The sequence below is a fragment of the Rhizobium zaerense genome (assembly GCF_051810725.1).
Lineage (GTDB): Bacteria > Pseudomonadota > Alphaproteobacteria > Rhizobiales > Rhizobiaceae > Rhizobium > Rhizobium leguminosarum_I.
In genome coordinates this window covers 334,332-356,806 of record NZ_CM132690.1, presented here as the reverse complement: position 1 = coordinate 356,806, position 22,475 = coordinate 334,332, and the positions used below count along the sequence as shown (strand labels likewise).

Sequence of the window (22,475 nt, the reverse complement as noted above, 5' to 3'; positions counted from 1 at the left end):
AGATCTCACTGGCCCATGATCAGATCGAGCAGCGTCGTGCGCCGCGGCTGGACGGAAGAGGTGGTCTGCGCGCCCCCGACATCGCCGGGCGGCACCATGCCCTCATAGCCAGAACCGCCACCTTCGGCAATGTCTGCGGGCGGAACCGGGCTATTGCCGGAGGTCGCCGCCTGCTGCCGGGCAGGCGCTTGCGGATAGCGGTTTGCATTGTCGTTGCCGCCGAAGACGCCGGAAATGATACCGCCGATCGTCGATGGCGGCGCCTCCGCCGTCATCGGTTGCCCGCTGCCCAGCTGCCCGTTGCCCGTTGCCTCGGCCATCGGCTGACCGTCGTTCGGATCGGCGATCAACTGGCCGTTGCCGAAAAGCGGCGCCGGCGAAAGACCCTTGTGGGCTGCGATCATGAATTCCTTCCAGGCCTTGGCGGGCAAGCCGCCACCGGTCACCTTCTTCATCGGCTTGCCGTCGTCATTGCCGAACCAGACCCCGGTGGTGAGGTTGCTGGTGAAACCGACGAAGAGCGCGTCGCGCGAATTCTGGGTGGTGCCGGTCTTTCCCGCCGCCTGCCAGCCGGGGATCTTGGCGCTCTTGCCGGTGCCGCTCTCGATGACGCCCATCATCATCGTATCCATCTCGGCGGCGATCTGCTCGGACAGCACGCGCGGCGGGCTGTCATAGGTATTTTCGTAGAGAACCTTGCCCTCGGCAGTCGTCACCCGGCGGATGACGTGCGGCGTCGCCTTGTAGCCGCCATTCATGAAGGCGGCATAGGAGGCGGTGAGTTCCATCAGCGACACTTCCGAGGTGCCGAGCGCGATCGAGGCATTCGGCTGCAGCTCGCTTTCAATGCCGAGCCGGTGGGCAAGCTTGATCACCTGGTCCGGCCCGTCATACATCACCAGCTGCGCGGCCACCGTGTTCAGCGATTTGGCAAGCGCGGTCGCCAGCGTCACCTCGCCATTGTATTTCTTCTCGTAATTTTCGGGCGTCCAGTCGCCGATCCGGATCGGCGCGTCGTTGAACACCGAATAGGGCGTCAGCCCCTTTTCGAGTGCGGCAGCATAGACGAAGGGCTTGAACGACGAACCCGGCTGGCGTTTGGCCTTGACGGCGCGGTTGAACTGGCTTGTCGCATAGTCCCGGCCGCCGACCAGCGCCCGGATCGCGCCGGTGCCGTCGATTGAGACCAGGGCCGCCTGCGAGGCGTCGAGCTTGCCGCCCTCCTTGTCGAGCACGTCGACCAGCGATTGCTCGGCCTTCTTTTCCAGCGACTTGTCGATTGTCGTATCGACGATGACGTCTTCCTTGACGTCGCCGATCAGACCCGGCAGCTCGTCCATCACCATGTCGGCGACATAGTGCCCGGCACCGGACCAGTAGCTCTTGGCTGAGGCCGGGGTCTGCGACATCGCGGTCTTAACCTCGGAATCGGTGATGAAACCCTGTTCGCGCATTGCTGCGAGCACCAGTTGGGCGCGGGCATTCGCCGCATCGGCGTCGCGGGCCGGCGAAAGCCGCGACGGCGCTTTCAGCAGGCCGGCCAGCACCGCGGCCTCGCCGAGGTTCACGTCACGTGCCGATTTGTTGAAGTAGCGGCGTGAGGCCGCCTCGACGCCATAGGCGTTCGATCCGAAGAACACCCGATTGAGATACATCGCAAGGATCTGGTCCTTGGTGTATTTCTGCTCCAGCCAGAGCGAGAGCAGCACCTCCTGTACTTTGCGTTCAAGCGTTCTCTCAGGGGAGAGGAAGAGGTTCTTGGCAAGCTGCTGCGTCAGCGTCGAGCCGCCCTGCACCATGTGACCAGCCGTCAGATTGGTCACGACAGCCCGGCCGAGGCCGAGCGGATCGACGCCGAAATGCGAATAGAAACGCCGATCTTCGATGGCGATGACGGCTTCCGGAATATAGGGCGACATGTTTTCGAGCGACAGCGCCTCGCCGCCGGTGGCGCCGCGATTGGCGATGACGCTGCCGTCGACGGCGGTGATCTTCACGTTCGGCGGCCGCTCCGGGATCGCCCATGTGCTGGCGCTCGGCATGCGCGAGCCATAGTAGACCACAAGCCCGGCAACGCCGATGCCGGCCCAGATGAAAAGCACGACGCACCAGTAGGTCACGCGGCGCAGGAATCCGAAAAAGTCGCCGCCTTCGCGCTCCCGCGGCTCGCGCCGCCGCCGAGGGGCGGCACGTTGCGGCGGGGGTTTCGAGCCGCCGCGGCGCTGGGATCGGCCTCCGGCAATGCGATCGTCGGCATCAAGCGAGAACTCGTCATCGTCGCGTGCCGCTCGGCCGCTGAAGGACGGTTCTATTCTGTCGCCTGATCTGCCTCTGCCTGCCATCGCGGACCGGTCACACCCCATGTTCGATCGCGAAGCCAGCTTCGCATAACGGTGCTCTTCTCCAGCGCCGCGCGTCTTTTCAGACGCGCAAAGGACGCTGAAGCACTTTGAGTGCCGCCGTGATCATCCGACTGAACTGTAAATGCGGCGATTTAACGGGGTATTAATAATGGAAAGTAAGGCAGACCGCGCCGGGAGACAGCATCGCCCTTCAGTACTGTCGGGCCTCGTAATCGTCGAGCGTTTCCGGGTCCTGCTTATACTCCCACTCGCCCAGATGAAAGCGGCGCCAAATCTGGCCGGAAGGGTTGAGGTTCGCCCCATCGGTGAGGCGCACAGGCAGAAGTGGGTTATGTTTATGCCAAACGGTAACATCGGTAGTGGCCGCCCGAGGGGCGAAAAGCCCGAAGAAAGCCAGGTAGTCTTGCGTCATCAGGGTCCAGCCTCGAACGGATTAAAATCAATCCGCAACTTCACAAAACTGCAATAAAGAATCCCGCAAAACAAGAGCCTCGCGATGGCTTCACATCAAATTGTGGGTGACCGCATTCGAGGATCGATGCTTCCCCCGCGGCGCTTGTCTTGCACTCGCCGGCGAAGTGGCGCGCGTCGTGAAAACAAAGGCCCGAAGTCTGTGGCGTGAGTTACGTTCGATACGACGTAGTTCACCGCGGCGCGCGTCTTTTCGAGAGGCGCAAGTGACGCTGTAAAGCTTTGAATTGCTGGATAATTTTGTCCTTAAACTCGATTCCGATTTAAGGAATTATGCAGGAGGCGGAACCAATAGGCTTCACGTTTGTTTATGGAGAAGCGGGACAACCCCTCAAGTCCCGCGAATGATCGGCCGTCTCCCCTCAACACGTGCCGATCGACATCCGGCCCGGTGCACCCTCATGGGAGCGCCGGGCTTTTTCTTGGGTGTTTTGCCCTTGGCTTGGCAAACCTCAAAGGAGGACGGCGCTGCCGTCCCCTCTCTGTTTCACTCGTCGCAGGAGGGATCGCCGGGGCGGCAATCAAAGTCCCTGCGGTCCGGCCTGCGGTCATCGCCTCTCCGGTCGTCCCTCTGCCGTTCATCTCTTTGCCGATCGTCCCCTTGCCGATCGCCCCTTTGATTGTCGTCGCGCCAGTCACGATCGCGGTCGCGCCCATATCGGTCGCCATCCCGCTCGCGCCAGTTACGGTCGCGATCCCGGTTATCCCGATCGCGGTCGCGATCCCGAGTGTCGCGGTCGCGGTAGTAATAATCCGGGCCGCGGCTCCAGCGGTCACGGTCGCGATAGAAATCGCGGTTGCGGTAATAACGGTCCCAATAATTGTCGACGCTGAAGCGAATCATCGGAATGCCGAGCGGACGGTAATATTGCGGGCCGACATAGACGCGGCGCTGCTGGTAGAGGGCCTGCACGTACTGGCCGGAAACCCAGCCGCGGCCGCCGTAGAATTCCACGTCGCACCAGTTGACGTCGGAAAGGCATCCGCGGATCTCGACGGAAGAACCGGCGGGTATGACGGCGACGGCAGGATAACGGGTGCTCGGACCGGCACGCATGTTGACGTTCGCCGTCGAGTAGCCCTCGGCAGCCTGCGCGATGGCAGGCGCCAGCATAAGCAGGCCGACCGCTGCGATTTTAACAAAGAGATTTTTCACGCTTCTCAGTCCTTGTTGGCACGTTTTTCAGGCAGCGCTTGGCCGCGTTTCCTTGGCATATGCCATTGAAACAAAAGATAGAGCGATCGCCCCCGGGTGTTGGGGTGTTGCTATTTGCCTTATCTTTCAATGGCTTATATATTGCCGGCGATGAACGCAGCTTGAACGGCGAAATATCTGCCAGCGCCCTTGGAGCCGCAAGCGGTGCTTCCGGCAAGGTGGTGCTGTTAACGGTTGGTTAACCTTTCGGCGGCAGTCTCGTTGCAATACCCGCTTGCTCCTTGACCACGGATGAACTGGCACTGAGATGAGCGGATGACGAAAGGCCGGGTCGAACCGGCCTTTTTGTTATTTGCGATTCTGCTTGGCACGCCGTTCAGGTGGCCAGCGCCTGAAGAATCCGCACCCAGGAGCGGATACCCTTGTGGTAGGAGACGAGCTCGTATTTCTCGTTCGGCGAGTGGATGCGGTCATCGCTGAGGCCGAAGCCGACGAGCAGCGATTCCATGCCGAGCATCTTCTGGAAATCCCCGACGATCGGGATCGACCCGCCCATGCCGATGACGATGGCGGGTTTCGGCCACTCGTCGGAAAGCGCGTTCTTCGCCTTGGTGAGAACAGGCGAATCATAGGAGAGGTGGATCGCCGGCGAGCCGCCATGCGGATGGAATTCGACCGAGCAATCGGCGGGAATTTTCGAGCTGATATAGCTGCGGAAAGCCTCGCGGATGGCGGCCGGATCCTGCGTGCCGACAAGCCGGAAAGAGACCTTGGCCGAAGCCTTGGCGGCGATCACCGTCTTGAAGCCTTCGCCGGTATAGCCGCCCCAGATGCCGTTGATTTCGGCGGTCGGCCGAGCCCAGGTGAGTTCCAGCACCGACCGGCCCTTTTCGCCGGATGGGATGGAAAGGCCGACTTCGCCGAGGAAGCTCTCCGCCGTCTTGCCGAGCGTCTCCCATGACGCCTTGATGTTGTCGGGCGTTTCCTCGACGCCGTCATAGAAGCCGTCAAGCGTAATGCGGCCCGTCTCGTCATGCAGACCGGCAAGAGCCTCGACGAGAATATGGATCGGATTGGCCGCCGCGCCGCCGAAGAGACCGGAATGCAGGTCGCGGTCGGCGGCTGTCACGATTACTTCCTCGCCGACGAGACCGCGCAGCGCTGCGGCGATCGCCGGCGTGTTGCGGTCCCACATGCCGGTATCGCAGACCAGCGCATAATCGGCCTTGAGCTCGGCGGCATTGGCTTCGAGGAAGGGCTTCAGGGATGGCGAGCCGGATTCTTCCTCGCCCTCGAACAGAATGGTGACGCGGCAAGGAAGTGCGCCATTGATCTCCTTAAAGGCGCGGCAAGCCTCGACGAAGGTCATCAGCTGACCCTTGTCGTCGGAGGTGCCGCGGCCGGTCAAGATCTTGCGGCCTTCGCCGACATCCTTGATCGACGGCTCGAAGGGGTCGTTTTCCCAGAGCTCGATCGGGTCGACCGGCTGAACGTCGTAATGGCCGTAGAAGAGAACATGCGGCGCATCGGCGGAAGCGCCGGCATGGTGCGCGACCACCATCGGATGGCCGGGTGTATCGCGGACCGAGCCCGTAAAGCCGAGCGTCCCGAGATAGCCGACGAGCCATTCTGCAGCCTTTCGGCATTCGGCCTTATAGGCCGGATCGGTGGAAATCGACTGGATGCGCAGAAGCTCGAACAGCTTGTCGAGGCTCGATGGAAGGTTCTGGTCCGCGCGCGCAAGCACCTGGCTTACATCGGTCATTTTCGACTCCTTTTTGAAATTCGGCCGGACGATAGACCAAACCAGAAATACAGGCGAGGCGGAAAAACAAAAAATCGGCGGCGCGAAATGCAGGCGAGGCATAGATTAATATCAAGGAGATTTGCTGGATAATATAAAAGAGAAGTCTAATTCAATTTACAGTTATTTAGTACAACCTAACTAGCCTGACCGAATTCAGCTGTGCGAGGTTCGGATGTTTTCGGTCATTACCTGTATTCGGGACAACCACGATTGGCGGCTGGTGCTTGCTGCCGCCGCCGTCTGCCTGGTCGGCGCGATGGCGGCCATGCTGCTGCTTTCCCGCGCCCAGGAATGCGATGCCGGGCGGCGCAAGCTCTGGATCGGCGCCTCGGCTTTCGCTTTCGGCACCGGCGTATGGGCAACGCACTTCATCGCGATGCTGGCCTATGACGGCGGCATGCCGATCGGCTACCAACTGGGCCTGACGACGCTTTCTTTCCTCCTGTCGGTTGTCGGTTCGTGGGCAGCGATCATCGTCGCTTCGGAAAGCCGCGGCAGGTTTTCCACCATCCGCGGCGGCGTCCTGATGGCGTTCGGCATCGCCTCCATGCACCTGACCGGCATGCAGGCGATCGAAACGCAGGCGGTCATCCTTTATGATCCCTTGATGACGCTGAGTGCGGTTCTCGCAGGAGCGCTGTTATCGAGCGCCGCCTTCCACGCCTTTTTCCAATTGAAGGGACTGAGGCGGCTCCTCGCCTCGTCAATCACTTTCGTCCTCGCGATCTGCGCTCTCCATTTCATCTCGATGGCCAGCATCACGCTCGTGCCGGATCCCGGCAAAGAGGTTCCGGCAACGGTGCTCGACGCCAACCTCCTTGCTGCGATCGTCGTGGTGGCGGCGACGACGCTCATTCTGATTGCCCTCGCGGTGGTCTTTATCGAAAGCCACCTGACGGATCTGAGGGGGCTCGCGAATGCCTCGCAGGAAGGGCTGCTGATCCTGCGGGAAGGCCGGATCATCGATGCCAATGAACGCTTCCAGGAGCTTTCCGGCTGGAAGCTCGCCGGTCTTGCCGGCAAGGCGCCCTCGGCTGTTTTGACCGCTATTCAGGGGACTGGGCAGAACAGACCCAGCGAGACGCTGCTCAACACCAGGAACGGCAGGGAGATCGCCGTCGACGTGACCGCGAGCAGGATCGTCTATCGCGGGCACAATTGCGAGGTGCTGGCGGTGCGTGATCTCACCGAGCGTAGGCAGGCCGAGGAGATGATCGAGCATCTCGCCCACCACGACGTGCTCACCGATCTGCCGAACAGGTCGCTGTTCGATACCCGCATCCGGCAGGCACTGCAGATGGCCGAACGAAAGAACAGCGAAGTTGCCCTCTTCTATCTCGACCTCGATCGCTTCAAGGCCGTCAACGATATCTTTGGTCATGCCGAAGGCGACCGCATTCTCCGCAAGGTCGCCTCGATCCTGCGCCGCGTGGCCGGTGAGAGCGACACGGTCGCCCGCTTCGGCGGCGATGAATTCGCCATCATCCAGCCGGCAGGGCAGCAGCCGGCGGCGGCGCAAAAGCTGGCGGCTGATATCCTCGACGAATTCGCCGCCGAGATGGACACGGCGCGCGACCCGACCGCCGTCGGCGTCAGCGTCGGCATCGCACTCTATCCCGCGGATGGCGCTACTGCCGAAGAACTCTGCAACAATGCCGATACTGCACTCTATCGCGTCAAGCATGACGGTCGCGGCAAGGTCTGTTTCTTCGACGCGGAAATGGATAGGGCGGCACGGAACCGCCGCCAGATCGAAAACGAACTGCGTCATGCGATCATCCGCAACCAGATCCATGTCAGCTATCAGCCGATCCACGATGCGCTGAGCGGCGAGATCGGCGGCTACGAGGCCCTGATGCGCTGGAACCGGCCAGGTCACGGCTTGACAGAGCCCGATATCTTCATCCCGATCGCTGAGGAAAGCGGCTCGATCGTCCAACTCGGCGAATGGGTGTTGCAGCAGGCCTGCAGGGAGGCTGTGCGCTGGCCGCTGCCGCTGATGATCGCCGTCAATCTCTCGCCGGTGCAATTCATGTTGCCGAACCTCTGCGAGCGGATCGTGGCGATCCTCGCCGAAACCGGGCTTGCGCCCAGCCGGCTGGAGCTTGAGATCACCGAGGCGGCCCTTATTCGCGATCGCGACCGCGTGATGACGACGCTGCTGCGGCTGCACAAGCTCGGCGTGCACATCGTCATGGATGATTTCGGCACCGGTTTTTCCTCGCTTTCGAACCTGCGTTCATTCCCTTTCGACAAGATCAAGGTCGACCGCAGTTTCACCGGCGTGCTGGAACATGATGCGGCGGCGCGCTCGATCGTGCGCGCCATCATCGGCCTTGGTCATAGCCTCGGCATGCCTGTCGTGACGGAGGGCGTGGAAACCGAGATGCAGCGCCGGATCGTCGTCGAGGAAGGCTGCGCGCAAGTGCAGGGCCTTTTACTCGGCAAGCCGGATATCGAGCCGAGCATCAAGCTTGCCGCTCACGAAAACGTCCTGATCGCGCAGATCGAAACCGGCCTGTCCTTGTTGCGGCGCGGACATGGTGCCGGTGAGTGATCTTACAGCGCCGCGCGTCTTTTCAGACGCGCAAAGGACGCTGTAGCGCTTTTGGACTGCAGTGGTCAGAGCGCCTTGGCGTTTTCCAGAAGCCGGCGGATATATTCAAGCGTCAGCTCACGCTCGAAAACCCGGAAACCTTTAAACAGCGACAGGTCGGCCTCACGCGCGGTCTCGATCGCTTCGGCCTCCATGGCGCGGGCGCGCGGCGTCAGGAAGAGCAGTTGCGCCCGCTTGTCGGACGGATGCGGCCGGCGTTCGATCAACCCGTCGCGGACCATGCGCGAAAGCGTATTGGCCATGGTCGCCTGCTCGATATCGACCCGCTCGAGAAGCTGTTTCTGGGTCAGTCCGTCCTCGGCCCAGAGTTCCAGCAGAATGGGGAACTGGCCCGGAGAAAAACCGAGCCCGACCGCGCGCTGGTGGAGCGAGCGGGCAAAACCCTTCGCCAGCTGACTGGCAAGGTAGGCTCCCGAATCCATGCGGTTAAATCCCATCATTGCAAGTTAGGCTCAAAACCATGCCGGAGACAATGCAGCAATTCGCATATGATGCTCCATAACATGCAAGCTGCGATGATAATTTCGAGTGTCTCGAAAAAACAAAAGTCGCCATGGCCTGGAGGTTGGCCATGGCGACTTTAAAGTGGGGACAAAGGCCCGGAGAGGGGGATAAGGCCTTTGTCCAAGCCTGACGCGGCGGGGGACAAGCCGGTAATCAGACCCGCGGCGCAATCAAGTGCCGGTGACATGGATTTGTGCCTTAGAATGTGGTTTTTCAAGGGAGGGCCATGGTTACAAATCGGTAACAGTTTGGTGAGCCGGAATCCCTGCTGCAGGATTTCGGGAATCGGAATCGATCGAAGGATAAAATTATGCAGCAACGCCCAGTGCTCAGCGTCCTTTGCGCGTCCGACAATGCGCGCGGCGACATAGCGGTCCGAACGCCATAATCCTTTTCGCGCGTCGAACTTTATGCCGAACTCTATATGGACCTCGTCCCATGCCCGCGCTATCCATGCACGCATGAAAAAAGGCGATCACCTCTTCCTAGTCGATGGTTCCGGATTCATCTTCCGGGCGTTTCATGCACTGCCGCCGCTGACGCGCAAGACCGATGGCCTGCCGATCGGCGCCGTGTCCGGTTTCTGCAACATGCTGTGGAAGCTGCTGAAGGACGCGCGCAATACCGATGTCGGTGTGACGCCGACACATCTTGCCGTCATCTTCGATTATTCCGCCAAGACGTTTCGCAAGGATCTCTACAACGCCTACAAGGCGAACCGCTCCGCGCCGCCGGAAGAGCTCATCCCGCAATTCGGCCTTATAAGAGAGGCGACCCGCGCCTTTAATCTGCCCTGCATCGAGACCGAAGGCTTCGAGGCCGACGACATCATCGCCACCTATGCCCGCCAAGCCGAAGCGACCGGCGGCGATGTCACCATCGTCTCCTCCGACAAGGATCTGATGCAGCTCGTCAGCCCCAATGTCCACATGTATGACAGCATGAAGGACAAGCAGATCGGCATTCCCGATGTCATCGAGAAATGGGGCGTGCCGCCGGAAAAGATGATCGACCTGCAGGCGATGACCGGCGATTCCGTCGATAATGTTCCCGGCATTCCCGGCATCGGCCCGAAAACCGCCGCCCAGCTCCTCGAAGAATACGGCGATCTCGACACCCTGCTCGAACGCGCCACCGAGATCAAGCAGGTCAAGCGCCGTGAGACGATCCTCGCCAATCTCGACATGGCCAGGCTCTCGCGCGATCTCGTGCGGCTGCGCACCGATGTGCCGCTCGATCTCGATCTCGACGCGCTGGTGCTGGAACCGCAGAACGGCCCGAAGCTGATCGGCTTCCTGAAGACGATGGAATTCACCACGTTGACGCGCCGTGTCGCCGAAGCCTGCGATTGCGATGCGAGCGCCATCGAACCGGCGATCGTTCGCATCGAATGGGGTGAGACGGCCCGCGGCCCCGATCTCGATGCGGCAGAGCCCGAGCTCGTTGCTGGCGGCATCCCCGACGTCTCGGGCAGATCCGTGCCGGTGCCGCCGCGGGTGAAGGCGAAAGCCGCCGTCGAAGGCGCCTTTTCGCCCGCCGATCTTGCCAAGGCGCGGGCCGAGGCCTTCGCGACGCTGCCCTTCGATCATTCGGCCTATGTGACGATCCGCGACCTGGCGACGCTCGACCGCTGGATCGCCGATGCGCGCGCCACTGGCCTCGTTGCTTTCGATACCGAGACCACGTCGCTGGATGCGATGCAGGCCGAGCTTGTCGGCTTTTCGATGGCGATCGCCGACAATACGGCCGATCCCACCGGCACGAAGATCCGTGCCGCCTATGTGCCGCTCGTCCACAAGAACGGCGTCGGCGATCTGCTCGGCGGCGGCCTTGCCGAAAACCAGATCCCGATGGGCGATGCCCTGCCGCGGCTGAAGGCATTGCTGGAAGACGAATCGGTTCTCAAGGTCGCCCAGAACCTGAAATACGACTACCTGCTGATGAAGCGCTACGGCATCGAGACCAGGAGTTTCGACGACACGATGCTGATCTCCTACGTGCTCGACGCCGGCACCGGTGCGCATGGCATGGACCCGCTCTCGGAAAAATTCCTCGGCCATACCCCGATCCCCTATAAGGACGTGGCGGGCAGCGGCAGGGCGAATGTCACCTTCGATCTGGTCGACATCGACCGCGCCACCCACTATGCCGCCGAAGATGCCGACGTCACGCTGCGCCTCTGGCTGGTGCTGAAGCCGCGGCTGGCGGCGGCAGGGCTGACCAGTGTCTATGAACGGCTGGAGCGGCCGCTGTTACCGGTACTGGCGCGCATGGAAGCGCGCGGCATCACCGTGGACCGGCAGATCCTGTCGCGGCTCTCCGGCGAGCTGGCCCAAAGTGCAGCAAGGCTGGAGGACGAGATCTACGTGCTGGCCGGCGAACGTTTCAACATTGGCTCGCCGAAGCAGCTGGGCGATATCCTGTTCGGCAAGATGGGCCTTGGCGGCGGCAACAAGACGAAGACAGGCCAATGGTCCACCTCCGCCCAGGTGCTCGAGGATCTGGCCGCCGCCGGTTTCGAATTGCCGCGCAAGATCGTCGACTGGCGCCAGGTCACCAAGCTGAAATCCACCTATACCGACGCGCTTCCGGGTTACGTTCACCCCGAGACAAAGCGGGTCCACACCTCCTATTCGCTGGCATCGACGACCACGGGGCGCCTGTCCTCGTCCGAGCCGAACCTGCAGAACATTCCGGTGCGCACCGCCGAAGGCCGCAAGATCTGCACCGCCTTCATCTCGACGCCTGGCCACAAGCTGATCTCCGCCGACTACAGCCAGATCGAACTGCGCGTGCTTGCCCATGTGGCCGAGATCCCGCAACTCACCAAGGCCTTCGAAGATGGCGTCGATATCCACGCTATGACGGCCTCGGAAATGTTCGGCGTGCCGGTGGAAGGCATGCCGGGCGAGGTGCGCCGCCGCGCCAAGGCCATCAATTTCGGCATCATCTACGGCATCTCGGCCTTCGGCCTTGCCAATCAGCTTTCGATCGAGCGTTCGGAAGCCGGCGACTACATCAAGAAGTATTTCGAGCGTTTCCCCGGCATCCGCGACTATATGGAAAGCCGAAAGGCCATGGCGCGCGACAAGGGTTATGTCGAAACGATCTTCGGCCGCCGCATCAACTATCCCGAAATCCGCTCGTCCAATCCATCCGTGCGCGCCTTCAACGAGCGTGCGGCGATCAATGCGCCGATCCAGGGTTCGGCTGCCGACGTCATCCGCCGGGCGATGATCAAGATAGAGCCAGCGCTTGTTGAAGTTGGCCTCGCCGATCGCGTCAGAATGCTGCTGCAGGTGCATGACGAACTCATCTTCGAGGTCGAGGATGGGGATGTCGAAAAGGCGATGCCGGTCATCGTCTCGGTCATGGAAAACGCCACCATGCCGGCGCTGGAAATGCGTGTGCCGCTGAGGGTCGATGCACGCGCCGCCACCAATTGGGACGAGGCGCATTAAAGCATGTCGCGCAAAACTGTGCGGCGGTTTTGCGGCAACGACATGCGTGGAAATGAAGCCTAAAGCCCCAGGAGCGATCTGAAAGATTGCGACGCGCTTCAGAGCGCCTCGGCAAAATCGGCAAAGATTTTTCTCACTGCCAGAACTCATTGAAAGTGCAGAGATTTATCTCCGGGAGTCGTATCGGTACGATACGGCAGGAAGGAACTTATTAACCTTCCTTTTCTATCCCGGTAGGGTCGTAATTTGCAAAGCATGAGTGAGTAGTGGACGCATGCGTTTTCCCAGAACCAATTTGACGGATGCCGGAGATTTTTCCAGCGAGATTGAAACGGACCTTCCGGAGGAAAACCCAGGGGAGAAGCCGGCGGCGCCCATCTGGCAGAGCAACTTTTCCCTCGCGCCGAATGTCCGTTTCACCCGCACACCGGAAACGCTGATCAGCAAGCGGCGCGCCCCGAATGAGCCCGTTCGCGATGATTCGCAGATTGGACAGCAGGCGATACGGATAGAGCCGGTTGCCGTCGACGTACCGTTCGATATTTATCTGCCGGAGCCGGACGAAATTTCCGCAGCACCGCAAAGGATCGAATTGCAGCAGTCACCTTTGCCTGACGAGCCCGGCGCGCCCGCCTTCCGCGCCAGCGCCGAGCTTTCGTCCATTTCCGATTTCGCCTTCTGGGAAGTCATGGCCTTCGAAGAGGCGCCGGTGCGCGCGGCTTCCTTGATCTCGTTCCCGAAGACCGAGACCTCGCCCGAGTCGATCACGTCGCTGTTCCGGATCATGGAATGGCGCCCCGGCCGGCCGGCCCCTGCTCCCGTCGTCTCCCGCCCAGCCCTTCCGCCCGCCGCGGTCTCCGCAAAGGTGGCCGTGCGCCTTCCGGCCGCCCCACCCCTGGAAAGGCCGAGGCGTATTGCTGTCGAGGCGCCGGTCGTACTGGCACCTCAGGCGGTAGCAACCTCTCGGGTCGCGCCAGCCCCTCAAATTGCATCAGCACCCCCGGCCGCGCCGGCGCCGCAACGCACGCCGCCTGTCGCCGCGGTTCTGCCGTCGCCGCGCCTAGTTGCGAGGCCCGAAAGGATCGACGCATCCGGCTATGAATTCCCGCCGCGCGCCCTTCTGCAGGAACCGCCGGAACGCCTCGGCGAGATCATGTCGCAGGAGACGCTGGAGCAGAATGCCGGGCTTCTGGAAAGCGTGCTGGAAGATTTCGGCATCAAGGGCGAGATCATCCATGTCCGTCCCGGTCCTGTCGTCACCCTCTATGAATTCGAGCCGGCGCCGGGCGTGAAATCCTCGCGCGTCATCGGTCTTGCCGACGATATCGCCCGCTCGATGTCGGCGCTCTCGGCCCGTGTCGCCGTCGTCCCCGGCCGTAACGTCATCGGCATCGAATTGCCGAATGTGACACGTGAGACCGTCTATTTCCGCGAGATGATCGAAAGCCAGGATTTCGAGAAGAGCGGCTACAAGCTGGCGCTCGGCCTCGGCAAGACCATCGGCGGCGAGCCTGTCATCGCCGAGCTCGCGAAGATGCCACATCTGCTTGTCGCCGGCACCACCGGTTCCGGCAAGTCGGTCGCCATCAATACGATGATCCTGTCTCTGCTCTACCGCATGACGCCGGAACAGTGCCGCCTGATCATGGTCGACCCGAAGATGCTCGAACTCTCCGTCTATGACGGCATCCCGCATCTGCTGACGCCCGTCGTCACCGATCCGAAGAAGGCGGTTATGGCGCTGAAATGGGCCGTGCGCGAAATGGAAGAGCGCTATCGCAAGATGTCGCGCCTCGGTGTCCGCAACATCGACGGTTACAACGACCGCGTCGCCCAGGCCCGTGAAAAGGGCGAGACCATCCATGTCATGGTCCAGGTCGGCTTCGACAAGGGCACCGGCACTCCGATCGAGGAAAGCCAGGCGCTGGACCTGACGCCGATGCCCTATATCGTCGTCATCGTCGATGAGATGGCCGACCTGATGATGGTCGCCGGCAAGGACATCGAAGGCGCGATCCAACGCCTCGCCCAGATGGCGCGCGCTGCCGGCATCCATCTGATCATGGCGACACAGCGTCCGTCAGTCGACGTCATCACCGGCACGATCAAGGCGAACTTCCCGACCCGCATTTCCTTCCAGGTGACCTCGAAGATCGACAGCCGCACCATTCTCGGTGAACAGGGTGCTGAACAGCTGCTCGGTCAGGGAGACATGCTGCACATGCAGGGCGGCGGGCGGATTTCCCGCGTTCACGGCCCCTTCGTCTCGGATGTCGAGGTCGAAAAGGTCGTTGCCCATCTAAAGACTCAGGGTCGCCCCGAATATCTCGATACCGTCACCGCCGACGAGGAGGACGAGACGGAGGAGGAAGAAGCTGGCGCCGTCTTCGACAAGAGCGCCATGGCCTCGGAGGATGGCAACGAACTCTACGAGCAGGCGGTCAAGGTCGTCATGCGCGACAAGAAATGCTCGACCTCCTACATCCAGCGCCGCCTTGGCATCGGCTATAACCGCGCTGCTTCGTTGGTGGAACGCATGGAAAAAGAAGGTCTGGTCGGTCCGGCCAATCACGTCGGCAAGCGCGAGATCGTCTCGGGACGGGGCGACAGCGATTAATCGATAGTGGCATGGAGTGCAGGGCGCGCACTCCATTTCATGTCCTCAAGGCAGCCAGCCGAACCGTCTCGCTGACAAACTCGGTCTTTCCGCCGGTGTAAAAATCCCAATCGCCGCCTGCCTCCGCAGCCAGCCGGCGTTTCAGCTCGGCATAGGCTTTGGCCCTCTCGGGATGATCCCGGAGATAATCGCGAAACAGAATGCGCTCCCGATGTGAGCGATTATCGGGTCCGCAAAGATAGAGCTTGAAACCATGACCTTCATGATCACGGGTGAAGGCCCATCGTTGCTCTCCTGTGTCACCGTGGAAGACGAAATCGGCAGCGCGCACCACCTCGATCGCCGCCGGCAGGAAGGCGTCGGATATCATCACGGCAGCAAGGTCGATCTTCGCCTTGGCCGCCAGGCCAGGCACGGAGGTGCTGCCGATATGGTCGATGGAAAGCAGGCGGTCGCCGAGCAAGGCGGAGACCTCGGTGCTGATCTCGGCAAAGAGCCGCGGCCAGGAAGGATCGTAGTCGACCACCTTGATGGCGCGCATGCCCTTCCTCTCGATCTGTTCAGTGCGTCTTGGTCAGCAACCCGTCCAGGATCTCGATCATCTTCTGCTCGGCCTCTTCGAGCGAGCCGCTATTGTCGAGCTCCGTCACGTCGTATTCGCCGCGCACCGTCAGCGGTCCGCGGGCAAGCCGGGCCATGATATCCTCATGCGTCTCGCGGCCGCGCGCCTCCAGCCGGCCGGCGAGCACTTCGGGGCGGGCGGTGACGTTGATGACTTTCAGACGCGGGAAGGCGGCCTGGAAGCGATGAAGCGCCGAGCGCGAGCCGTTTGCGACGACGACGTGGCCTTTCGACAGCGCTACCGAAACTTCGGCCGGAATGCCGTATTTCAGCCCGTGCGCTTCCCACCAGACGGCGAAGGAGCCTGATTGCTCCATGGCGGCAAAACCTTGGAGGGAGACGGAAAGATGATCTTCGCCGCCGGCGTCACGTTGACGGGTGATGACGCGGCGGACGAAATGCACATCGTCGCGGCCCTTGAAACGCCGAGCCGCGAGGTTCATCAGCGTGTCCTTGCCGGCACCGCTCGGGCCGACGACGACGACCATGATGCCGCGCTCGGCTCCGGCTCCCGCGTGGGGTTCGTGTGACATCATGCGACACGGCGTCCTTGGCGCCAGACCGAGCGTGTCACCGGCACACCATGCGAACGATGAACGCGGACGAGATCGGCGCGCAGCCCCGTCGCGATCCGTCCGCGATCATCGAGGCTGACGGTGCGGGCGGGCGTCGACGTCACCATGGCGATCGCCTTCGGCAGGCTGATGCTCTTCACCTCATCGGCGAGGATGAACGGCGCATGCAGCAGGCTGAGCGGCACGTAGTCGGAGGAAAGCACGTCGAGCACGCCCATCTCGGCAAGGTCGCGGGCGGCGATGTTGCCGGAATGGGATTTGCCGCGCACGATGTTCGGCGCGCCCATCAGTACGCTCATGCCATGTCCGTGCGACGCCCGGGCGGCATCGAAGCTGGTCGGGAATTCGGCCAGGCGCACGCCGTTGTCGATCGCCTCGTCGACATGCGAGAGCGTCGCATCGTCATGGCTTGCCACGGTAATGCCGCGCTCGGCGCAGACCTTGGCGATGGCGTTGCGGTGCGGCGTCGAATTGCGCGCCGATTCTGCCTGGCGCTTGGCGACGAAATGGGCGAAGGCCTCGTCGCTCAGGCCCCGCTTCTTCTGGTAGTAGAAGATATATTGATCCATCGTCTGAAACTGACGCTGGCCGGGCGCATGATCCATCAGCGAGACGAGCCGCACATGCCGGTCGTTTTCGAAATCGGCGAAATGTTCGAGGACATTGTCGGCCGAGACCTCGCAGCGCAAATGGATGAGGTGCTCGGCACGCAGCCTGCCTTCCGTCTCCGCCGACTGGATGGCGTCGGCCATCTCGCGCATCTCGCCATGTTCGAAGCCACCGTCCTCGTCCGCACCCATGCGCAGGCAGTCGAACACCGTGGTAATGCCTGAGGTGACGATCTGGGCGTCATGCGCCTGGATGGCCGCTATCTTGTTCCAGCGAATGCCGGGGCGCGGCTGATAGTGGCCTTCGAGATGATCGGTGTGCAGCTCGACGAGACCGGGAATGACGTAGTCGCCTTCGAAATCTTCGCCGGCTACCGAGTTGCCCCCGGAGATGTCGGCGATCTTCCCGTCGCGGATGAGGATCGAGCCCGAGAGGATGTCGTCCTCGAGAACGATGCGGGCGTTGGAAAACACGGTCTCTTTGCTCATGGCGTCAGGTCTTTCAGCTTTTGGCGCCGGCAAGCGGCAGCCAGGAATGAATTTTGAACGGGGCACCGCGCGTCTCTTCGATGAAGACGGCAAGGCCGGAAATCGAAAGCGGCCGGCCGGTGAAACCGGCAAAACGCTCGGTCAGAATCGCTTTCATCACCTCGGCGCGTGTCTCGGGCACCTGGCCGGTCAGCGTCATGTGAAAGCCGAAATCCTCCATGACGTAAGGATAACCCCAGCGCTGCAGATGGGCACGCTGGCTGTCGCTGAGCTTCTCCGGACTGCGCCGCGCCATATCGGCCTCGGAAAGCGCTGCGCGAAACGGTTCGAACGACCTTACCACCTTCGCGGCGAAATCCTGAAGAGGTTGATGAACAGAACCGGGAACGAGAGCAAAAAAACGGCCGAGCTGGCCGAGCACGAGTTCAGGAATCTCGAAGGCTTGCGTGCGCTTAGCAAAATCCTCGGCGACGGTCATGAGATCCTTCTCGGTGACCGAAGAGGCGAGCGAAAAGGGCGCCTTGATCGTGGCGTGAAAGCCGTAGCGGCGCGGGTCGGCGGTCAGCTCGAATTGCTCTGCCGCACTCAGTTGCTCATATTCCGGTGCCGGATAAGTCTCGCCGGTGAAAGCATTGCGACCGAGCCAGAGCGAGGCCGCGCCGGTCAGGGGATCATCCTTCGGCGGCGAGAAATAGAGAGCGTAGCGCAAGGCTTTTATCCTGGAGATCGTCCAAACGGGGAGGGCACTGTGCAGTGATTTGACGGCGAACCGCAAGCAGGCTCCCGGCTAAAAGATTTCCGTGACAGAATGATGATAGCGGCAGCGCCGCCACTGCTTTGACGGACGGATCAGTGGGCTTTCGTGCCCATCAGCCGGTGGCGCAACGCATTTGAGGCGGTGTCGAAAATGAAGACGACGATCAGGATCAGAATGACCATGTAGGCGACGTTTTCCCAATTGGCGTTGGTGCGCATCGCCTCCCACAGCTTGAGGCCGATTCCCCCGGCGCCGACGGCGCCGATGATGGTCGCGCCGCGCACGTTCGATTCCCATTGGTAGAGCGTCTGGCTGACGAAGACGGGAACGATCTGCGGCATAATGCCGTAACGATGAACGAGCACGGTCTGCGCGCCTGTTGATTTGACGCCTTCCCGCGGCTTGTTGTCGATATTCTCGAGGCCTTCGGAATAGAGCTTGCCGAGCGTGCCGGTCTCGGTGAGGAAGATCGCGCCGCTGCCGGCAAGCGGTCCGGGCCCGAAGGCGCGCGTCAGGAACAGCGCCCAGATCAGCATGTCGACCGAGCGCAGGAAATCGAAGAAGCGCTTCAGGACCTGGTTCAGCAGGCGGTTCGGCGTAATGTTGCGGGCTGCCAGGAAGGCCAGCGGAAAGGCGGTAAGCGCGCCGAGCAGCGTGCCGAGGAAAGCCATGACGATCGTCTGGAAAAGCTTGGTCCAGACGTCACCGTGCTGCCATTCGCTGTTGTTCCAGATGTCGTCGAAGGCGAGCGACAGATTGGATTGGTCGGGTTTGATGCGGGGGCCGGAGACGATGAGGCTGACGACCTCGCCGACCGGCTTGTCGAAGAAGGATGATTGCGTGTCGAAGATGAAATTTGCCCAGCCGATGAAACGTTTGCGGATCTTCACCCGGTCGACGGAGATGCTGACATTGCCGGCAAAGCCGAGATCGGCCAGCACGTTGTCGTCATAGACCGTTATCCAGCCGGGCACCGGCCCGACGACCTCGGGCGCACCGCTCGAAACGTCCACCGGGACGCTGACGCCATGCGCGGTGACGATTGTCTCGCTCTTCGAGACGGTGACGGTGCGGCTGGTGCCGCTGATCGAAACGGTGATGCTGCCGTCGGGGTTGTTGACCAGCCAGTCCGGATGCGGATTGTCGCCGAGCGGCGAGAAACGCGGATAACGAATGTCGATCGAGCCGTCGTCCCCAATGCGGAATTCCGGCTGGACGTCGTAGCTCACCCATTGGCTGAGATAGATGCCGACGCGCTCCCAATGGGCCTCGGCGAAGAGCTTGGGCAGGTCGAAGAACCAGACGGCATAGAGGCTGTAGAGCAGCGTTGCGATGAGGATCATCAGCCCGCCGAAACGCTGGCGGAGCGATCGGTGGAAATATTCGGGGTAGCGGGTTTCTATCTCGTGCATGCGGTTTGCGTCGATCACCGTCATGGCGGCCTCAATGTTGCAGGAGGAAGGCGTGTTCACCGACAAGACGGCGGCGCAGCCATGCGGAGAACTGGTCGACGGCGACGATCGTCACGAACAGCAGCAGAACGAGCGCCATGGTCTTGGCGCCGAAACCGCGCGAGATCGAAAGCTTCAGCTCCTCGCCGATGCCACCGCCGCCGACGGCGCCGATGATGGTCGAGGCACGCACATTGACCTCGAGGCGCAGCAGCGCATAGGAGGTGAAATTCGGCAGCACTTGCGGCAGGGCGGCAAAGCGCACGCGTTCCCACCAGTTGGCGCCGACGGCCTTCATGCCCTCGTGAGGCTTCATGTCGATATTTTCGGCCACTTCGTAGAAGAGTTTGCCGAGCGCGCCGATCGTGTGCAGGGTGATGGCGATGATGGCGGCGACCGGCCCGATCGACAGGATCGCCGAAAACAGCCCGGCAATGACGATTTCAGGGAAGGCGCGCAGGAACTCCATCAGCCGCTTGGTGAAGATGCGCAACGGCCATGAATTCGTCAGGTTGCGCGCGGCAAAGAAGCTCAAGGGAACGGCAATGACGAAGGCGATGATCGTCGAGATCAGCGCCACGTTGATGGTGACGATCATCAGCTCGAAATATTCGGGAATGTAGAAGGCGCCCCAGACATAGACGCGGCCTTTGTCGAAATTGAATTCCTCGCCGCCCTTGTCGTTGACGCTCGCTATGTCGAACAGCGCGCGCCAGACATCGTGCCAATCCTTGGGGATGAGCCAGCTCAGGAAGTCGAAGAGATGCGGCAGGCGGTCGAAGAAATGGCCGGCATTGCTCTCGTCGGCGAAGCGGACGGAGCTAACGAAAGCCGCAATCAGGATAACCAGGCCGAGAACGGTGTAGAAGCGGCGCTTGGCGACCATCCGCTCCCAGGCGGTGCCGATCTCCTTCGTGCTCTGCATGTGCGGCTGTGTATCGGCAATAGTCATCAACGCCTCGCCTACTTCATAATTCTCTCCTCAAATCGGAATCGATTTGAGGATAGAATTATGCAGCAATTCAAAGTGCTACAGCGTCCTTTGCGCGTCTAAGACGCGCGGCGCTGTAGTCAAAGATAAAGGGCGGCCGTTTCCGGCCGCCCCGCATTCAAGAGGCCGATCAGCCGCCGATGGCAGCTTTGCGGACTTCAACGACAGTGTTGTAGAAGTCGTGCTTGACGGGCGAGTAGCCCTTGTAATCGCCGCCTTCGATAGCCGCGAAGCACTTGTGATCCTTTTCCGGCAGAGCCGTGAAGAAGGCTGCAAGCTTCGTCTGCCATTCTTCGCCGAGAGCGTTGCGAACGACGAGCGGGCCGTTCGGAATCAGCGGCGAACGCCATACTTCGACCAGCTTGTTCGGATCGACGGCGCCCTTGTCGACTTCCTTGCGGAAGGTGCCGGAGGTGTAGCCGTCCTTGAAATCGCCGATGCCCGAGCTATCGTCGACGGCGACGTCGACCTTACCGTCATAGGCGGCGAGAAGATTGTTCTCGTGGCCGCCGTTGAACTGGGTCGAAGCGAAGAACTTATCGTTCGGCATGCCCGTGTCCTTCGGGATCTGCGTCAGCGGAACGAGGTAGCCGGAGGTGGAATCCGGGTCGGCGTAGCCGAGCTTCTTGCCCTTGGCGTCCTGGATGGTCTTGATGCCCGATGATTTCAGAGCGAGGCCGATCGAGTGGTAACCCGTCGAGCCGTCCTTCTGCTGCGTCGTCAGGATCGGCGTGACAGCCTTTGGATCCTTGATGTAGACGGCTGCGTAGCCGGAGGCGCCGAGTTCGGCGAAGTCGAGCGTGCCGCCGAGCAGACCCTGGATCACGCCGTCATAGTCGGCGGCCGGGAAGAGCGAAACCTTCTCGAAGCCGAATTCCTGCTTCAGGTGGTCGGCAAGGCAGGCATAGTTGCGCAGGCGGTCGGTTTCGTTTTCGCCGCCGAGGATGCCGATGCGGAATTCCTTGAGGTCTGCAGCATGGGCAGCGCCGGCGAGCGCGAAGAGCGCCGTTGCCGCAAAGAGTGCTTTCTTCAACATGTTCTCTCCTATTGACCGGTGTCTCCGGCCTTCCCGTTACGAAGAAGTGTGCCCTTGACGCGGGCGCTCGATCGCGGCTGCCTCTCAAAGGCCGGCCAGCGCCAGCGGTTGGGTGCCGGCGGATTGATTGTCTGCCCGCTCGGGGGCTGTATTGATCGATGTCGAGGTCACCGTTTCGTCGATGCCGGCGCCGTCCCTGTCCGTCCCGTAGATTTCCTTCACCGCTGCGGCGGTCAGCTCCGAGGGCTTGCCCTCGAAGACGACGCGGCCGCCGGCCATGCCGACGATGCGCTCACAATAGTTGCGGGCGGTGTCGAGCGTATGAAGGTTGGTGATGACGGTGATGCCCTCGCGCTCGTTGATATCGCGCAGCGCATCCATGACGATCTTGGCGTTCAACGGATCGAGCGAGGCGATCGGTTCGTCGGCAAGCACCATTTTCGGGTTCTGCATCAGCGCGCGGGCGATCGCCACGCGCTGCTGCTGGCCGCCGGAAAGCGTGCCGGCTGCCTGCAGCGCCGTCTGCTCGATGCCGAGGCGCTCGAGTGCTGCGATGGCATGCACGCGTTCCTCGCGGGTGAAGATGTTGAGCAGGCTCATAAGCGTCGAGCGGTGATTGAGGCGGCCGAGCATGACATTGGTGAGAACGTCGAGGCGTGGCACCAGGTTGAACTGCTGGAAGATCATCGCGCAGTCGCGCTGCCAGTTGCGCAGCGCCTGGCCGCGAAGCCCGGAGACCTCGACGCCGGCGAAATGAACGGAGCCGGAGCTCGGCTCCTGCAGGCGGTTGATCATGCGCAGCAGCGTCGACTTGCCGGCGCCGGAGCGGCCGATGATGCCGACCATCTGGCCTTGGGGAATGGCGAGCGTGACGGAATCGACAGCGAGCTTTTTTCCGAAACGACGTGTGACATTCTTCAGCTCGAACATCATGCTCTTCCCTTGCGATCC

The 22,475-nt window shown here is 61.6% G+C and carries 16 protein-coding genes; 3 read left to right on the top strand and 13 right to left on the bottom strand.

Annotation, left to right across the window (positions count from 1 at the left end):
- Window positions 1-5 precede the first annotated feature (5 nt).
- The 4 genes from ACS4RR_RS01820 to ACS4RR_RS01805 form a co-directional block, all read right to left on the bottom strand.
- Window positions 6-2,342, bottom strand: coding sequence for a transglycosylase domain-containing protein (locus tag ACS4RR_RS01820; RefSeq protein ID WP_260109781.1), 2,337 nt, complete (start codon window positions 2,340-2,342; stop codon window positions 6-8).
- A 211-nt stretch (window positions 2,343-2,553) separates the two neighbouring features.
- Window positions 2,554-2,775 carry a hypothetical protein gene (locus tag ACS4RR_RS01815; protein WP_260109782.1) on the bottom strand — a complete coding sequence of 74 codons (222 nt, stop codon included), beginning with the start codon at window positions 2,773-2,775 and terminating at the stop codon, window positions 2,554-2,556.
- Window positions 2,776-3,321: 546 nt separating this feature from the next.
- The gene (locus ACS4RR_RS01810) at window positions 3,322-3,990 is read right to left on the bottom strand and encodes an SH3 domain-containing protein (protein ID WP_260109783.1); all 669 of its coding nucleotides are present in this window, start codon (window positions 3,988-3,990) and stop codon (window positions 3,322-3,324) included.
- Between the two features lie 376 nt (window positions 3,991-4,366).
- The gene (locus ACS4RR_RS01805) at window positions 4,367-5,755 is read right to left on the bottom strand and encodes a dipeptidase (protein WP_456189631.1); all 1,389 of its coding nucleotides are present in this window, start codon (window positions 5,753-5,755) and stop codon (window positions 4,367-4,369) included.
- Between the two features lie 214 nt (window positions 5,756-5,969).
- On the opposite strand from ACS4RR_RS01805, the gene ACS4RR_RS01800 reads away from it, so the two are divergent.
- A complete protein-coding gene (locus ACS4RR_RS01800) occupies window positions 5,970-8,354 on the top strand; it encodes a bifunctional diguanylate cyclase/phosphodiesterase (protein WP_260109785.1) in 2,385 nt (794 codons plus the stop codon).
- A gap of 65 nt (window positions 8,355-8,419) precedes the next feature.
- Here the strand turns inward: ACS4RR_RS01800 and ACS4RR_RS01795 are convergent, their stop codons facing one another.
- Window positions 8,420-8,836 carry a MarR family winged helix-turn-helix transcriptional regulator gene (locus tag ACS4RR_RS01795; protein ID WP_017966488.1) on the bottom strand — a complete coding sequence of 139 codons (417 nt, stop codon included), beginning with the start codon at window positions 8,834-8,836 and terminating at the stop codon, window positions 8,420-8,422.
- 543 nt (window positions 8,837-9,379) lie between these two features.
- Here ACS4RR_RS01795 and polA point away from each other — a divergent pair.
- Window positions 9,380-12,379, top strand: coding sequence for a DNA polymerase I (polA, locus tag ACS4RR_RS01790; protein WP_456189630.1), 3,000 nt, complete (start codon window positions 9,380-9,382; stop codon window positions 12,377-12,379).
- A gap of 274 nt (window positions 12,380-12,653) precedes the next feature.
- Window positions 12,654-14,996: a DNA translocase FtsK gene (locus tag ACS4RR_RS01785; RefSeq protein ID WP_456189629.1), complete on the top strand. Its 2,343-nt coding sequence runs from the start codon at window positions 12,654-12,656 to the stop codon at window positions 14,994-14,996.
- A gap of 37 nt (window positions 14,997-15,033) precedes the next feature.
- Here the strand turns inward: ACS4RR_RS01785 and ACS4RR_RS01780 are convergent, their stop codons facing one another.
- From ACS4RR_RS01780 to phnC, 8 genes are all read right to left on the bottom strand, one after another.
- Entirely contained in the window at window positions 15,034-15,537 is a 504-nt protein-coding gene (locus tag ACS4RR_RS01780; RefSeq protein WP_456189628.1) for a GrpB family protein, read from the bottom strand.
- Window positions 15,538-15,556: 19 nt separating this feature from the next.
- Window positions 15,557-16,153 (bottom strand): phosphonate metabolism protein/1,5-bisphosphokinase (PRPP-forming) PhnN, encoded by a 597-nt coding sequence (phnN, locus tag ACS4RR_RS01775; RefSeq protein WP_456189627.1) that lies wholly within the window; start codon window positions 16,151-16,153, stop codon window positions 15,557-15,559.
- A complete protein-coding gene (locus ACS4RR_RS01770; RefSeq protein ID WP_260297499.1) occupies window positions 16,150-17,289 on the bottom strand; it encodes an alpha-D-ribose 1-methylphosphonate 5-triphosphate diphosphatase in 1,140 nt (379 codons plus the stop codon). Before ACS4RR_RS01770 ends, phnN begins: the two co-directional genes overlap by 4 nt.
- Before the next feature lie 13 nt (window positions 17,290-17,302).
- Complete coding sequence (locus ACS4RR_RS01765) at window positions 17,303-17,998, bottom strand: DUF1045 domain-containing protein (RefSeq protein ID WP_260297500.1); 696 nt, start codon at window positions 17,996-17,998, stop codon at window positions 17,303-17,305.
- A gap of 140 nt (window positions 17,999-18,138) precedes the next feature.
- Window positions 18,139-19,482, bottom strand: a complete 1,344-nt coding sequence (gene phnE / locus ACS4RR_RS01760; protein ID WP_456189626.1) for a phosphonate ABC transporter, permease protein PhnE — start codon at window positions 19,480-19,482, stop codon at window positions 18,139-18,141.
- 7 nt (window positions 19,483-19,489) lie between these two features.
- Window positions 19,490-20,449 carry a phosphonate ABC transporter, permease protein PhnE gene (gene phnE / locus ACS4RR_RS01755; RefSeq protein ID WP_456189625.1) on the bottom strand — a complete coding sequence of 320 codons (960 nt, stop codon included), beginning with the start codon at window positions 20,447-20,449 and terminating at the stop codon, window positions 19,490-19,492.
- Window positions 20,450-20,618: 169 nt separating this feature from the next.
- Entirely contained in the window at window positions 20,619-21,524 is a 906-nt protein-coding gene (gene phnD, locus ACS4RR_RS01750; protein ID WP_017966497.1) for a phosphonate ABC transporter substrate-binding protein, read from the bottom strand.
- Window positions 21,525-21,608: 84 nt separating this feature from the next.
- Complete coding sequence (gene phnC, locus ACS4RR_RS01745) at window positions 21,609-22,454, bottom strand: phosphonate ABC transporter ATP-binding protein (protein ID WP_456190175.1); 846 nt, start codon at window positions 22,452-22,454, stop codon at window positions 21,609-21,611.
- Window positions 22,455-22,475: the final 21 nt, after the last annotated feature.

Bases quoted from the DNA above. Each gene is read 5' to 3' on its own strand.
- ACS4RR_RS01820 (WP_260109781.1), bottom strand. From the start codon at position 2,342: ATGGCAGGCAGAGGCAGATCAGGCGACAGAATAGAACCGTCCTTCAGC.
- ACS4RR_RS01815 (WP_260109782.1), bottom strand. From the start codon at position 2,775: ATGACGCAAGACTACCTGGCTTTCTTCGGGCTTTTCGCCCCTCGGGCG.
- ACS4RR_RS01805 (WP_456189631.1), bottom strand. From the start codon at position 5,755: ATGACCGATGTAAGCCAGGTGCTTGCGCGCGCGGACCAGAACCTTCCA.
- ACS4RR_RS01800 (WP_260109785.1), top strand. From the start codon at position 5,970: ATGTTTTCGGTCATTACCTGTATTCGGGACAACCACGATTGGCGGCTG.
- ACS4RR_RS01795 (WP_017966488.1), bottom strand. From the start codon at position 8,836: ATGGATTCGGGAGCCTACCTTGCCAGTCAGCTGGCGAAGGGTTTTGCC.
- polA (WP_456189630.1), top strand. From the start codon at position 9,380: ATGAAAAAAGGCGATCACCTCTTCCTAGTCGATGGTTCCGGATTCATC.
- ACS4RR_RS01785 (WP_456189629.1), top strand. From the start codon at position 12,654: ATGCGTTTTCCCAGAACCAATTTGACGGATGCCGGAGATTTTTCCAGC.
- ACS4RR_RS01780 (WP_456189628.1), bottom strand. From the start codon at position 15,537: ATGCGCGCCATCAAGGTGGTCGACTACGATCCTTCCTGGCCGCGGCTC.
- phnN (WP_456189627.1), bottom strand. From the start codon at position 16,153: ATGATGTCACACGAACCCCACGCGGGAGCCGGAGCCGAGCGCGGCATC.
- ACS4RR_RS01770 (WP_260297499.1), bottom strand. From the start codon at position 17,289: ATGAGCAAAGAGACCGTGTTTTCCAACGCCCGCATCGTTCTCGAGGAC.
- phnE (WP_456189626.1), bottom strand. From the start codon at position 19,482: ATGACGGTGATCGACGCAAACCGCATGCACGAGATAGAAACCCGCTAC.
- phnE (WP_456189625.1), bottom strand. From the start codon at position 20,449: ATGACTATTGCCGATACACAGCCGCACATGCAGAGCACGAAGGAGATC.
- phnD (WP_017966497.1), bottom strand. From the start codon at position 21,524: ATGTTGAAGAAAGCACTCTTTGCGGCAACGGCGCTCTTCGCGCTCGCC.
- phnC (WP_456190175.1), bottom strand. From the start codon at position 22,454: ATGTTCGAGCTGAAGAATGTCACACGTCGTTTCGGAAAAAAGCTCGCT.